General features: G+C 69.0%; 11 protein-coding genes. 7 read left to right on the top strand and 4 right to left on the bottom strand.

What is annotated here, in order from left to right; all coding sequences use genetic code 11:
• Nucleotides 1-24 precede the first annotated feature (24 nt).
• A complete protein-coding gene (gene pcaF, locus ASG07_RS11470; protein WP_055846359.1) occupies nt 25-1,233 on the top strand; it encodes a 3-oxoadipyl-CoA thiolase in 1,209 nt (402 codons plus the stop codon).
• A 12-nt stretch (nt 1,234-1,245) separates the two neighbouring features.
• Here the strand turns inward: pcaF and ASG07_RS11465 are convergent, their stop codons facing one another.
• Nucleotides 1,246-2,157 (bottom strand): NADP-dependent oxidoreductase, encoded by a 912-nt coding sequence (locus ASG07_RS11465; RefSeq protein ID WP_055847014.1) that lies wholly within the window; start codon nt 2,155-2,157, stop codon nt 1,246-1,248.
• Nucleotides 2,158-2,303: 146 nt separating this feature from the next.
• On the opposite strand from ASG07_RS11465, the gene ASG07_RS11460 reads away from it, so the two are divergent.
• The 6 genes from ASG07_RS11460 (at nt 2,304) to queE (ending at nt 10,737) form a co-directional block, all read left to right on the top strand.
• On the top strand, nt 2,304-5,738 hold the full coding sequence (locus tag ASG07_RS11460) for an amidohydrolase family protein (RefSeq protein ID WP_055846355.1): 3,435 nt from the start codon (nt 2,304-2,306) through the stop codon (nt 5,736-5,738).
• Between the two features lie 313 nt (nt 5,739-6,051).
• Nucleotides 6,052-7,242 (top strand): aspartate aminotransferase family protein, encoded by a 1,191-nt coding sequence (locus ASG07_RS11455; protein ID WP_055847011.1) that lies wholly within the window; start codon nt 6,052-6,054, stop codon nt 7,240-7,242.
• Nucleotides 7,243-7,371: 129 nt separating this feature from the next.
• Nucleotides 7,372-8,289, top strand: a complete 918-nt coding sequence (argF, locus tag ASG07_RS11450; RefSeq protein ID WP_055846352.1) for an ornithine carbamoyltransferase — start codon at nt 7,372-7,374, stop codon at nt 8,287-8,289.
• Nucleotides 8,290-8,320: 31 nt separating this feature from the next.
• Nucleotides 8,321-9,235: an Hsp33 family molecular chaperone HslO gene (hslO, locus tag ASG07_RS11445; RefSeq protein WP_055846349.1), complete on the top strand. Its 915-nt coding sequence runs from the start codon at nt 8,321-8,323 to the stop codon at nt 9,233-9,235.
• Between the two features lie 153 nt (nt 9,236-9,388).
• Nucleotides 9,389-10,108, top strand: coding sequence for a 7-cyano-7-deazaguanine synthase QueC (gene queC / locus ASG07_RS11440; protein ID WP_055846347.1), 720 nt, complete (start codon nt 9,389-9,391; stop codon nt 10,106-10,108).
• Nucleotides 10,105-10,737 carry a 7-carboxy-7-deazaguanine synthase gene (gene queE, locus ASG07_RS11435; protein ID WP_055846346.1) on the top strand — a complete coding sequence of 211 codons (633 nt, stop codon included), beginning with the start codon at nt 10,105-10,107 and terminating at the stop codon, nt 10,735-10,737. The genes queC and queE overlap by 4 nt, the downstream gene beginning before the upstream one ends.
• Before the next feature lie 98 nt (nt 10,738-10,835).
• On the opposite strand, the gene ASG07_RS11430 is transcribed toward queE, so the two are convergent.
• From ASG07_RS11430 to lipB, 3 genes are all read right to left on the bottom strand, one after another.
• A complete protein-coding gene (locus ASG07_RS11430; protein WP_330219021.1) occupies nt 10,836-11,588 on the bottom strand; it encodes a hypothetical protein in 753 nt (250 codons plus the stop codon).
• Nucleotides 11,589-11,813: 225 nt separating this feature from the next.
• Nucleotides 11,814-12,077, bottom strand: coding sequence for a hypothetical protein (locus ASG07_RS11425; protein ID WP_055846343.1), 264 nt, complete (start codon nt 12,075-12,077; stop codon nt 11,814-11,816).
• Nucleotides 12,078-12,166: 89 nt separating this feature from the next.
• Nucleotides 12,167-12,835: a lipoyl(octanoyl) transferase LipB gene (gene lipB / locus ASG07_RS11420; RefSeq protein ID WP_055846340.1), complete on the bottom strand. Its 669-nt coding sequence runs from the start codon at nt 12,833-12,835 to the stop codon at nt 12,167-12,169.
• Between the last annotated feature and the right edge of the window lie 32 nt (nt 12,836-12,867).

Here is a 12,867-nt window from a genome sequence, read left to right as displayed (position 1 = left end):
CGCCGCACCGGAGGGGACCACAGCATGACCCACGCCTTTATCTGCGATGCCGTCCGCACGCCGATCGGTCGCCTGAACGGCGCGCTCGCCACGATCCGTGCGGACGATCTCGCCGCGCTGCCGATCGCGGCGCTGATCGATCGCAATCCCGGCGTCGACTGGGCGGCGGTCGACGACTGTATCCTCGGCTGCGCCAATCAGGCGGGCGAGGACAATCGCAACGTCGCTCGCATGGCGGTGCTGCTCGCCGGGTTGCCGCCGCAGGTCCCGGGCGCGACCGTCAACCGTCTCTGCGCGTCCGGCCTCAACGCGGTCGGCATGGCCGCGCAGGCGATCCGCAGCGGCGATGCCGCGATGATGATCGCGGGCGGCGTCGAACAGATGACGCGCGCACCCTATGTGCTGGGCAAGGCCGCCAGCGCGTTCGACCGCGCGCAGGCGATCGAGGACACCACGCTCGGCTGGCGGTTCGTCAACCCGGCGATGCGCCACGCATACGGCGTCGACTCCATGCCGGAAACCGCGGAGAACGTCGCCGCGGAATGGCAGGTCAGCCGCGAGGATCAGGACGCCTTCGCCCTCGCCAGCCAGACCCGGGCCGCGGCCGCGCAGGCGAACGGCCGCTTCGCCGTCGAGATCGTGCCGGTCATGGTTCCGCAGAAGAAGGGCGATCCCGTCCGCATCGATCGGGATGAACATCCGCGCGCCACGAACGCGGAGGCGCTGGCGAAGCTCAGGCCCGTCGTCCATGCGGGCGGCACCGTGACCGCCGGCAACGCGTCCGGCCTGAACGACGGCGCGGCGGCGATGCTGGTCGCGTCGGAGGCGGCGGCGCGGGCGAACGGCCTGATCCCGCGGGCACGCGTGATCGCGATGGCATCGTCCGCCGTCGCGCCGCGCGTGATGGGCATCGGCCCGGTCGAGGCCGTGCGAAAGGTGCTGAGGCTCGGCGGCCTGACGCTCGACCGGATCGACGTCATCGAGCTGAACGAAGCCTTCGCCGCGCAGGCGATCGCCGTCCTGCGCGACCTGAACGTCGATCCCGCCGACCCCCGCGTCAACCCGAACGGCGGTGCCATCGCGCTCGGTCATCCGCTGGGCATGTCGGGCGCGCGCATCGCGATGACCGCGGTGGAGCAACTGCACGTCGTGGGTGGCCGCTATGCGATCGCCTGCATGTGCGTCGGCGTCGGGCAGGGGGTCGCCCTGCTGATCGAACGCGTGCCCGCCTGACGCCGTAACCGGCTAGGGGATCAGCACGATCTTGCCGCCGCCGCCCTGCTCCAGCCGCGCGTGCGCCGCGCGCACCTCGGCCAGCGGCAGGCGCTGGCTGACGGGCAGGACGAAGCGTCCGTCGCGGATGTCGTCGGCGAATTCGCGCAGCTTGGCGGCGTCGGGCTTCGCGAAGACGCGGCCGATCTCGACCCCTGCCGGCCTGGCCGCATCGTCCGGCAGGACGGAGGCATAGCCGAACCGGCCACCGGCCTTGACCTTGCCCAGCAAGGTCGCGGCGACCGCACCACCCACCGTGTCGGCGACGCCGTCGACCGGCTCCAGCGCATCGAGCGCCGCCGCATCGTCCAGCGCGACGGTGGCGTCGGCTCCCAGACCCTCCGCCTCCGCCAGTTGCCGGGCGCGGACGCCGGCGATGACCCTCGCGCCGAGTTTCTTCGCGCTGTGCACCGCCGCGCGGCCGACGCTGCCCAGCGCGCCGCTGACGAGGATCGTCTGTCCCGCCTGCGCCCGCACGACCAGCCGGACGAGTTGATCCCCCGTCAGCACGACGAGCGGAATGGCCGCGGCGTCGATCGGATCGACGCCGTCCGGCAGGTGCGTCACCAGCGCCTCCGGCACCGCCACCAGCTCCGCATAGGCGGCATCGGCCAGCGCGATCACCCGATCGCCCGGCCGGAAGGTCCGGACCTCCTGCCCGACCGCCTCGACGATCCCGCTCACGTCCCTCCCCAGGATCGCGGGCAGATCCAGCGGGAAGTCCTTCTGCCGCGCGCCGGACCGGATCTTCCAGTCGATCGGGTTCACGCTGGTCGCGACCGACCGGATCAGGACGGTGTCGGGACCGACCGCCGGTTCGGGCACCCCGTCGTCGTAATCGAGCACGTCGGCATCGCCATATCGATGGATTCGAACCGCTTTCATCATCTGTACTCCGCTTCGTCGAAGGCCCGATATAGGTATGGAATCGTCCGCCCCGAATACGGCGTCGCCGCTACAGCGCCAGATCGGGGCGTGACGGCGCGCGATCGGGCGTTAAAAGATGTCGCGGAACAAGGGGATCCGCCACAATGTACCGTGCCGCCACCGCCGTCGCCCTGTGCCTGTTCGCGGGCGAACTCACCGCCCAGATCGCTCCCGCCCCCGTCCGGAACCCCGTGGAGGCCACGCAGGCGCCCGAGGATCAGGCCATCCGCAAGGACGATCCCGGCGCGACGGTGGCGCCCCTGCCGGTGCCGCCGGCATCGCCCGCGCCATCCGCACCTGCACCCGCAGTCGACACGATCGCCAAAACCGACGCCAAGCCGCCGAAATGGGATGTCACCGCCCCCCGCGGCCTGCGTACGCGCGACGTGCGGATCGACGTCGAGGAGGGAAGCTGGATGAACGTCGACGTGTCGCCGGACGGGCGGCTGGTCGCGTTCGACCTGCTCGGCGACATCTACACGATGCCGGTCGCGGGCGGCACGCCGACCCGCATCGCCGACGGTCTGGCGTTCGAGCATCAGCCGCGCTTCTCGCCGGACGGAAGGCGCGTCGCCTTCACCTCCGATCGCGGCGGCGGCGACAATATCTGGGTGATGAACCTCGACGGCTCCGACAAGCGTCAGGTGACGAAGGAGGATTTCCGCCTGCTCGGCCAGCCGACATGGAGCCCGGACGGTCGCTTCATCGCCGCGCGCAAGCATTTCACCACCGGCCGCAGCCTCGGGACGGGCGAAGTGTGGCTGTACCACGCATCGGGCGGCGGCGGGGTGCAACTCGTCAAGCGCGCCAGCGAACAGTTGCAGAAGGAGCTGGGCGAACCCGTCTATGCGCCGGACGGCAAGAGCATCTATTATACGCGCAACGTCACGCCCGGCCCGGTGTTCGAATATGCGCAGAACTCGCGCACCGACCTGTTTGACATCGAACGCTACGACCTCGACACGGGCGAGGTGGAGACGGCGGTCTCCGGTGTCGGCGGATCGGTTCGCCCGACGCCCGCGCATGACGGCAAACGCATCGCTTTCGTCCGGCGACAGGACAACCGCACCAGATTGTGGGTCAAGGATTTCGCCACCGGGATCGAGCGCGTGATCTACGACGCGCTCGACCGCGACGTGCAGGAAACCTGGGCGATCACCGGCGTCTATCCGAACATGGCGTGGACGCCGGACGACCGGTCGGTCGTGTTCTGGGCGGGCGGCAAGCTGCGCCGCGTCGATGCCGACGGTTCGGGCGCGGCGGTGATCCCGTTCCACGTCGCCGACACGCGGGTGGTGATCGACGCGACGCATCCGGCGGTCGAGGTTTCCCCCGACCGCGTCGTCACGAAGATGCCGCGCTGGGCCGGCGTCTCCCCGGACGGCCGGCAGATCGTGTTCGAGACGCTCGGCAAGCTGTGGGTCCGGCCGGTGGCCGGCGGCGCGCCCCGGCGGCTGACGCGCGGGGCCGACGAGATGGAGTTGTGGCCGAGCTGGTCGCGCGACGGCCGGCAGATCGTGTTCGTCGGCTGGACCGACGCCGGTCTCGGCCAGATCAGGACCGTCCCCGCCGGCGGCGGCGCACCGCGCGCGGTGACGACGGTCGCCGGCCATTACCGCCGCCCGCGCTTCTCGCCCGACGCCCGGACGATCGTGTTCGAACAGGGGGAAAGCGACGGGCTGACGGCGGCGCGCGGCAATCCCGGCAACGGCGCATATCGGGTCGAGGCCGCGGGCGGCCCCCCGGTCCGGATCGCGAAGGACGCCGCCGAGCCGCAGTTCGCCAGCGACCCGGCCCGCGTCTTCCTGCTCAGGACCGACAAGAACAAGCGCCAGCTTATCAGCACCGACCTGAACGGTCAGGCGGAGCGCGTCCACGCCACCGGCGAACTGGTCAATGATTTCCAGGTCAGCCCGCGCGGCGATTACGTCGCGTTCCGCCAGAATTACGAGGCGTTCGTGGTCCCGCTGCTGCCCGGCAAACAGGCGGTGGAGATCGATCGCAAGGGCGGGCCGTTGCCCGTCACGCGCGTCAGTGCGGAGGGCGCGGACTTCATCAACTGGTCGCAGGGCGGCACCCGCATCCACTGGAGCATGGGGCCGACGCTCTATTCCGCCGACACCGCCGCGCTGTTCGCGGCGGCTCCGGTGGCGGAGGACGCGCCGAAATTCCCCGCGCCGCGCACCGGCATATCGCTGTCGATGGACGTGCCCGCCGCGCGTCCGACCGGCACCGTCGCGCTGGTCGGCGCGCGCGTCGTGACGATGGCGCGCGCCGACGGCGGCATCGTCGACGACGCGACGATCCTGATCCGCGGCGACCGCATCGTCGCGGTCGGGCCGCGCGCCGGCATCGCGATCCCCGCCGGCGCGACCACGGTGGACGTGACCGGCAAGACGATCATCCCCGGTCTGGTCGACGCGCACGCGCACGGGCCGCAGGGGGAGGACGATCTGATCCCGGAACAGAACTGGACCGCGATGGCGAACCTCGCTTTCGGGACGACGACGGTGCACGACCCGTCGTCGCGGTCGGCGGAGATCTTTCCGGCGGCGGAGATGCAGCGCGCCGGGCTCCGGCTCCAGCCGCGCACCTTCTCGACGGGCGAGGTGATCTACGGCGCGAAATCGCCCGACGTCTATGCGGAGATCGACCGTTACGAGGATGCGCTGGCCGATGTCCGCCGGCTGAAGGCGCAGGGCGCGCACTCGGTCAAGAACTACAACCAGCCGCGTCGCGAGCAACGCCAGATGGTCGTCGCGGCCGCGCAGGCGGAGGGGCTGGAGGTCGTGCCGGAGGGCGGCTCCCTGTTCACGATGGACGTCAGCCTGGTGCAGGACGGCAATTCGACCGTCGAGCACAACGTCCCGCTGGAGCATTTCTACGCCGATCTGGTGCAGCTCTGGTCGCAGACGAAGACGAACTACACGCCCACGCTGGTCGTCACCTATGGCGGCCCCGCGGGCGACCCGTACTGGCGCGCGCATACCGACGTCTGGCGGCATCCGCTATTGACCCGGCACGCACCCCCGGCGGCGCTCGCGGCGCAGAACGCCCGACGGGAGATCGCGCCGGAGGAGGATTATGTCGACGCGGCCAGCGCGCGCGAGGCGAAGAAGCTGGCGGACAAGGGCGTGCAGGTATCGATCGGCGCGCACGGGCAGCAGGCGGGGCTGGGCGCGCATTGGGAGATGTGGAGCTTCGTGCGCGGCGGCTGGTCCCCGGTCGAGGCGTTGCGCGCGGGCACGATCATGCCCGCGACCTCGCTCGGCTATGCGAAGGATGTCGGCTCGCTGGAGGTGGGCAAGCTGGCCGATCTCGTCGTGCTCGACGCCGACCCGACGGTCGACATCCGCAACAGCGACAAGGTGCGCCAGGTGATGCTGGGCGGCCGGCTGTACGACGCGGCGACGCTGAACGAGGTCGCGACGGGCAGCTTCCGGCGCAAACCCTATTGGTGGGAAGGCGCGGCGGGCGCGAACGGCAGCGGCATGAAGGCGACCATCGGCCATGGTCACGGCGACTGGGCCCAGGACTGATCCGGGCGCAACACTGATCCGGACGCAGCACTGATCCGGACGCAGGACTGATCCGGGGGCAGCACTGATCCGGGGGCGGGGTCGATCGAATCGACGGTCGGGCCTGTCCTACAGTACCCCGATCGCGCTACGCCGGGTCATGGTCGACGGGCCGGCGGGCGGGTGTCGGCGAAAGGTCCCGTCTTCACGCGATATCCCGTGACCTTCGGGACCATTCGCCACCTCCTGTTGACGGCCCGCCACCGCGTTCGGTATCGTCACGGCCGGGCGGTCCGGTTCGGGCCGCCCTTTGCTGTTTGAAGGAGTCGTCGTCGTGACCATCACCCCCCTGATGCCCGTCTATCCGCGGTGCGGGGTGCGTCCGGTCCGAGGCGAGGGCGTCTACCTGTACGGGGAGGACGGGCAGCAGTATCTCGACTTCGCCAGCGGCATCGCGGTCAACGCGCTCGGCCACGGCCACCCGCATCTGGTGAAGGCGATCGCGGATCAGGCGGCGACGCTGATGCACGTGTCGAATCTCTATGGCAGTCCGCAGGGGGAGCGGCTGGCGCAACGGCTGGTCGACACCACCTTCGCGGACACGGTATTCTTCACCAATTCGGGTGCCGAGGCGGTCGAGTGCGCGATCAAGACCGCGCGCCGCTATCATTTCGCGGGCGGCAATCCGGAGCGTCACACCCTCATCACCTTCAACAACGCGTTCCATGGCCGCACGCTGGGGACGATCTCCGCCACCAATCAGGCGAAGATGCGCGACGGGTTCGAGCCGCTGCTGCCCGGCTTCAAGTACGCGCCGTTCAACGATCTCGCCGCCGCGCTGGCACTGGTCGACGACAGCACTGCCGGCTTCCTGGTCGAGCCGATCCAGGGCGAAGGCGGCCTGATGGCGGGCAGCGAGGAGTTCCTGCGCGGCCTGCGCGCGGCCTGCGACGAGCACGGCCTGCTGCTGGTGCTGGACGAGGTGCAGTGCGGGTATGGCCGCACCGGCAAGTTCTTCGCGCACGAACTCTACGGCATCACGCCCGACATCATGGCCGTGGCCAAGGGTATCGGCGGCGGCTTCCCGCTCGGCGCATGTCTCGCCACCGAACAGGCGGCGCGCGGCATGGTCGCGGGCACGCACGGCTCCACCTATGGCGGCAACCCGCTGGCGATGGCGGCGGGCGAGGCGGTGCTGGACGTGATCCACGCCGACGGTTTCCTCGACCACGTCACGCAGATGGGCGAACGGCTGCGCGCCTCGCTCGAACAGATGATCCCCAACCACGATCACCTGTTTCAGGAGGTGCGCGGTCGCGGCCTGATGCTCGGGCTGAAGCTGAAGAGCGACAGCCGCCGCTTCGTCGCGCATTGCCGCGACCATCACGGGCTGCTGACGGTGGCGGCCGGCGACAACGTCGTCCGCGTCCTGCCGCCGCTGGTGATCGACGACAGCCATGTCGCCGAATTCACGCAGAAACTGTCGGATGCAGCGCGGGTATATGTCCCCGTCAGCGATGATTGAAACGCTCCTCCCCTGGAAGGGGAGGTGGCAGGCGCAGCCTGACGGAGGGGTGCCTCGCGTCGTAACGGAGGGTTTCACCCCTCCGTCGCGCTTCGCGCGCCACCTCCCCGTGCCGGGGAGGATTTGATAATGCCGCATTTCCTGAACTTGACCGATGCGGGCGCGGACGGCGTCGCGGCGATGCTGGCCGATGCGCTCGACCGCAAGGCCGCGCGCGCCGGCTGGCCGAAGGGCATGGTCGATGCCGACGCGCCGCTCGCCGGCCGCGTGCTGGCGATGGTGTTCGAAAAGAACTCGACCCGCACCCGCGTGTCGTTCGACATGGCGATCCGCCAGCTCGGCGGCACGTCGATCGTCATGGACGCCGGCTCGATGCAGCTCGGCCGCGGCGAAAGCATCGCCGACACCGCGCGTATCCTGTCGGGCTATGCCGACGCGATCATGATCCGGACCGACGATCATGCGAAGATCGAGGAGATGGCGGCGCACGCCTCCGTCCCGGTCATCAACGGCCTGACCGACGCGTCGCACCCCTGCCAGATCATGGCCGATCTGCTGACGATCCTCGAAACCGGCCGCGCGCTGCCCGGCCTGAAGGTCGCGTGGCTGGGCGACGGCAACAACGTCCTCGCGTCGATCGTCGAGGCGGCGTCGCTGATGCGGTTCGACGTCGTCGCCGCCTGCCCGCCCGGCTTCGCGCCGGAGGAGCAGGCGATCGCCGCCGCCTCCGGCCGCGCCCGCGTCGTCACCGATCCGTACGAGGCGGTGGCGGACGCCGACATCGTCGTAACCGACACTTGGATCTCGATGGGCCAGCTTCATGCCGAGGAGAAGCTGGCGGCGCTCGCTCCGTATCAGGTCGATGCCGCGCTGATGGCGGCGGCGAAACCGGGCGCGGCGTTCCTCCACTGCCTGCCGGCGCACCGTGGCGAGGAAGTCACGGCGGAGGTGATCGACGGTCCGCAGTCGTTGATCTGGCAGGAGGCGGAGAACCGGCTGCACGCGCAGAAGTCCGTCCTGCGCTGGTGCTTCGGGCAGATCGGTTGATCGTCACGGCGGCGTCCCCACATCGGGCCGCATGCAGGACATGACCGATACCCTCGACCGCGCGCTCGGCTTCGCGATTCCGGACCGCCATGCGCGCGGCCGGATCGTGCGGCTGGGGCCGACGCTCGATACCATCCTGGCGGCGCACGCCTACCCGCCCGCGATCGAGGCGTTGCTGGCGGAGGCGTTGACGCTGTGCGCGCTGATGGGGTCGACGTTGAAGGACGGCGACGCGCAACTGACGATGCAGACGCGGTCGGAGACGGGCGTCGTCCAGTTGCTCGTCTGCGATTATCGCGGCGGCGAACTGCGCGGCTATATCCAGTACGACGCCGACCGGCTGGCCGAGGCCCCGGCACAGCCGACCCTGTTCGCGCTGTTCGGCAAGGGGTATCTGGCGATCACGTTCGACATGGCGACGACCGGAGAACGCTATCAGGGGATCGTCCCGCTCGATGGCGAGACGCTGGCGGCGGCGGCGGAGAGCTATTTCGTGCAGTCTGAACAGATCCCCACGCTCGTCCGCGTGGGCAGCGCGCGCCAGTCCGACGGGACCCTGATCTCCGGCGGGCTGCTCCTCCAGCATCTGCCGGAGGGGGAGGAGGGTCGCGAGCGGCTCCACACCAAGCTCGACCATCCGGAATGGGAGCACGTCGCCGCGCTGGGCGTCACGATGGGCGTCGACGAACTGGCCGACCCGACGTTGCCACTGGAGACGCTCGTCTGGAGATTGTTCAACGAAGAGAGTGAGATACGCGTTCTGGCCGGACAAGACCTGTCCAGAGGATGCCGCTGTACGCCGGAGCATATCCTGAGCGTGCTGGCCAAATTTTCGGTCGCGGACCGGCAGGACATGGCGGACGAAAAAGGTGTCATTGCCGTGGATTGCGCGTTCTGCGCCACGATATTTCCGGTCAATGCTACCGATCTGGTCCCAATTCGTTAACCAAATCTTAACTTAACTGTCGTTATGGGGGGATCGTGCTTTTGATTGCAGCACGGTTTTCTCCCTTGATGGGCTCGACCCATAAACCTCAAAAGGGCCGCGGACGTCGCGGCCCTTTCTTTTTTGGGGCCGACGGAGTAGCCGCGCGCCATCATGACAGCTTCGCAAACAACGTCTTCCCCCGCGGCGACGGGGTCGCTGGCCGTGGCTCTGGTGTCCGGCGGCCTCGATTCGCTGGTCGCCGCCGCCCGCGCGCGCGAGGACGGCCATCGCCTCCTCGCCCTCTCCGTCGACTATAACCAGCGCCACCGCGTCGAACTCGCCGCCGCCGCGCGCGTCGCGGCGATGCTCGGGGCCGAACGCCACGTCGTCCTGCCGCTCGACCTGTCGGCGTTCGGCGGTTCCGCGCTGACTGCCGACATCGCCGTGCCGAAGGGCGGCGTCGAGCCGGGCATCCCCGTCACCTACGTTCCGGCGCGCAACACCATCTTTCTCAGCCTGTCGCTCGGCTGGGCGGAGGCGGCGGGCGCGCGCGACCTGTATATCGGCGTGAACGCGCTCGATTATTCCGGCTATCCGGATTGCCGCCCCGAATTCATCCGCGCGTTCGAGGGCCTCGCCGAACTCGCGACCAAGGCCGGGGTCGAGGGGGAGGCGTTCCGTATCCAGGCCCCGCTGCAACATATGACCAAGGCTGATATCGTCCGCGAGGGCGTACGCCTCGGCCTCGACATGGGTGTGAGCTGGTCCTGCTACGACCCCGTGAAGGGCGCGGGCGGGGAGGACCTGCATTGTGGCCTGTGCGACAGTTGCCGTCTGCGATCGAAGGGCTTCGAGGAAGCCGGCGTCGCCGATCCGACGCGCTACGCGTGACCTATGCGGTAAAGGAGATGTTCCTCACGCTGCAGGGTGAGGGCGTCAACGCCGGCGCGCGCGCGGTCTTCGTGCGGTTCGCCGGCTGCAATCTCTGGTCGGGACGCGAGCAGGATCGCGCGACGGCGGTCTGCCGGTTCTGCGATACCGATTTCGTCGGCACCGACGGGCTGGGCGGCGGCAAGTTCGCCGATGCGGCCGCGCTGGCAGCGGCGGTCGCGGCGCATTGGGGCGAGGGTCGCGAGCGGCGGTTCGTCGTCCTGACCGGSGGSGAGCCGATGCTCCAGATCGACGATGCGCTGGTCGAGGCCTTGCACGCGGCGGGCTTCCGGATCGCGATCGAGAGCAACGGCACCTTGCCGGTCCACCCCGGCATCGACTGGATCTGCATCAGCCCGAAGGCGGGCAGCGACGTCGTGCAGCGATCGGGCGACGAACTGAAGCTGGTCTGGCCGCAGGCGGGAAGCGACCCGGTCGCGATGGAGGCGTGGGACTTCGCGCATCATCTGGTGCAGCCGCTGGACGATCCACAGGCGGATGCGAACCGCGAGGCGTGCGTGGCACTGGCGATGCAGCGCCCGCGCTGGCGGCTATCGCTTCAGACGCACAAGTATCTGGGATTGCGCTGAACCGTCCGGGCACATCCGCCTGTCGGGGGTGAACGGGGGTGGCCGCAAGCAAGCTGCCTGCGGCCCCGATCCCACCCGGTCCCGGCGATACGCGACGTTCAGCGCGAGGCGGACACCACCGGCGCGGGCTGCGCCATGACCGGGGCGGGCGCGGGCGCCGCCGCGACCGTCGTCGCGGCCATCGGCCACGTCAGCGGCCCGCACTTCTTGTCCTGCCACCGCGCCTTCTTGTCCCAGCACAGCGCATCGAGCCGCGGCGTCGTCGCGCGGTCGAACCCGATCGAGCGCGGGAAATGCTGCTCGCCATAGGGGATCAGGCTGTTGCGCAGTTCCTTCATCCGCGTCTGCGCCAGCGACGACAGGCCGCCACGCGGGCTGAACAGCGCGTCCCGCCCGATCGAATTGGCGGTCCGGCAGAACCCGTATTGCGACGCGACGGTCGCGAAGCTGGAATAGGTCCGCGTGCCGAACTGGTCGAGCGCACCCTGCGCCGCGCGCGGCGCCTTGTTCGTGCGGGCGAAATACTTGGTCAGCGTGGTCCAGGACTTGGCCAGCTCTTCCTTGTGGTCGGTCAGGATGGCGTTGTAATTGCCGACCGTCAGCAGCGTCGGTTCGAACTGGCACTGCAACGCGGCGACGTTCAGCGCCGACCGCATCGTCCACACCAGCGCCGCCTGCGTCTCGTCCGCCGTCGCACCCGGCAGCGGCTGGACCATGCCCGGCTCGTCGCCGCGCACCGCGTCGCCCGCATATTGAAAACTGCGCAGGAAGAACTGCGCCGATGCCGGTGTCGCCACCAGTCCACCCGTCGTCGCGATCGCCAAAACTGCGATCCGGACCGCCCCCATCATATTCGTCACCCCAGAAGGCTCCCACAGAAGCATTATGTGGTGGAATCTACCGCATTTCCGCGGATTGCGCATCCGCTATTCACCATGACCGGCGACCGGACGAGTCATGCGCGCGACGAACCGCCGGTCGCAGGCGGAACGATCCTCGCGAACGCTGCCGGCAACGAAAAAGGGCCGCCCGGTCGCCCGGTCGGCCCCTCGCATCATGTAATCCCGAACGGGAAATTACATCATGTTGTTCGACATCATGCCGTCGTTCGACATCATCGTGTCGTTCGCCATCATCGTGTCGTTGGCCATCATGCCACCGTTCGACGCGCCGTCGACGGCGGTCATGTTGTCGGTCATGGTGTCCATGCCCTCGGTGGCATTCATGTCGGTGACCATCGTGTTGTCGGTGGTCTCGGTCTTCGGACCGCAAGCCGCAACCGCGAGCGCGGCGCCGGCGATCATCGAGCCGGTCAGGACCTTGGAGAGGATTGCACGCATTTGGAAGCTCCCTAGATAGAGGATTTGGTTTGGCCTATTGCCGTTAAGACCCAAATCGACGTAGACATTAACTGGATATCACCGCGCTCTCAAGCCACGATTTCCGTGGCGCAAGAAAGAGTTTCGAGAAACCCTGACGCGGTCAACGCCAGTGCGGCATCAAAGGTTTCCAAGGGGATAGCGCATCCCAGCGCCGCCAGACTGGTGACCGGATAGTCCGGCAGGCCGCACGGCACGATCCCGCCGAAGTGCGTCAGGTCCGGCGAGACGTTCACCGAGAAGCCGTGAAGCGTCACCCAGCGTTTCACCCGGACGCCGATCGCGCCGATCTTCGCCTCCCGTCCGTCGCGGTCGATCGTCCAGATTCCGACGCGCCCCTCCGCCCGGAACGCCTCCACTCCGATCTCGCCCAGCGCGGCGATCACCCATCCCTCCAGCGCATGCACGAAGCACCGCACGTCGCGGCCCCGCTTGTTCAGGTCCAGCACCAGATAGCCGACCCGCTGGCCGGGGCCGTGATAGGTGTATTTGCCGCCGCGCCCCGTCGGCACCACGGGGAACCGCGCGTCGATCAGGTCGCCCGCCACCGCGCTGGTGCCGGCGGTATAGACCGGCGCATGTTCCAGCAGCCACACCAGCTCGTTCGCCGTCCCGGTCGCGACGGCGGCGGCGCGCGCCTCCATCTCCGCCAGCGCGTCGGAATAGGGGATCAGGCCGGTGCTGTGCCGCCATTCCGGCGCGGGAAGATCGTTCGACATCGCCGCTGCATCTGGCGCGGCGCGCGGCCCGG

The sequence above is a fragment of the Sphingomonas sp. Leaf343 genome (assembly GCF_001423765.1).
Taxonomy (GTDB): Bacteria; Pseudomonadota; Alphaproteobacteria; order Sphingomonadales; family Sphingomonadaceae; genus Sphingomonas.
This window is presented reverse-complemented; position numbering and strand designations above follow the sequence as displayed.